The sequence below is a fragment of the Peribacillus frigoritolerans genome (genome assembly GCF_030676415.1).
GTDB lineage: Bacteria > Bacillota > Bacilli > Bacillales > DSM-1321 > Peribacillus > Peribacillus frigoritolerans_A.
Window position 1 is genome coordinate 1 of record NZ_JAUUTW010000179.1, and the last position, 228, is coordinate 228.

The window sequence follows — 228 nt, forward strand, 5'->3', positions numbered from 1 at the left end:
AACCGTTGCGGTCTGCGGCCGCGTGGAATGAATAGGCAAACTGTTTTGTTCGTTCATCTTTCACATAGTAGCCACTCTCAGGATCCGTAGTACTTTCTTTCATTGCTCTGGTTTCTTCCTTATCAAAATTATCTGGTGGAAATGGTTTCTTTCCTTGGTTTTCACGATGTTGATTTATTTCATCTTGAAGACGTCCTTGATAAGCTCGTGTTTCTTTGGGTACGATTT

1 pseudogene is annotated in these 228 nt (G+C 41.2%); it reads right to left on the minus strand.

The window, feature by feature from the left end:
• Positions 1-228: pseudogene (locus Q8G36_RS29535) on the minus strand (IS5/IS1182 family transposase); the annotation flags it as partial.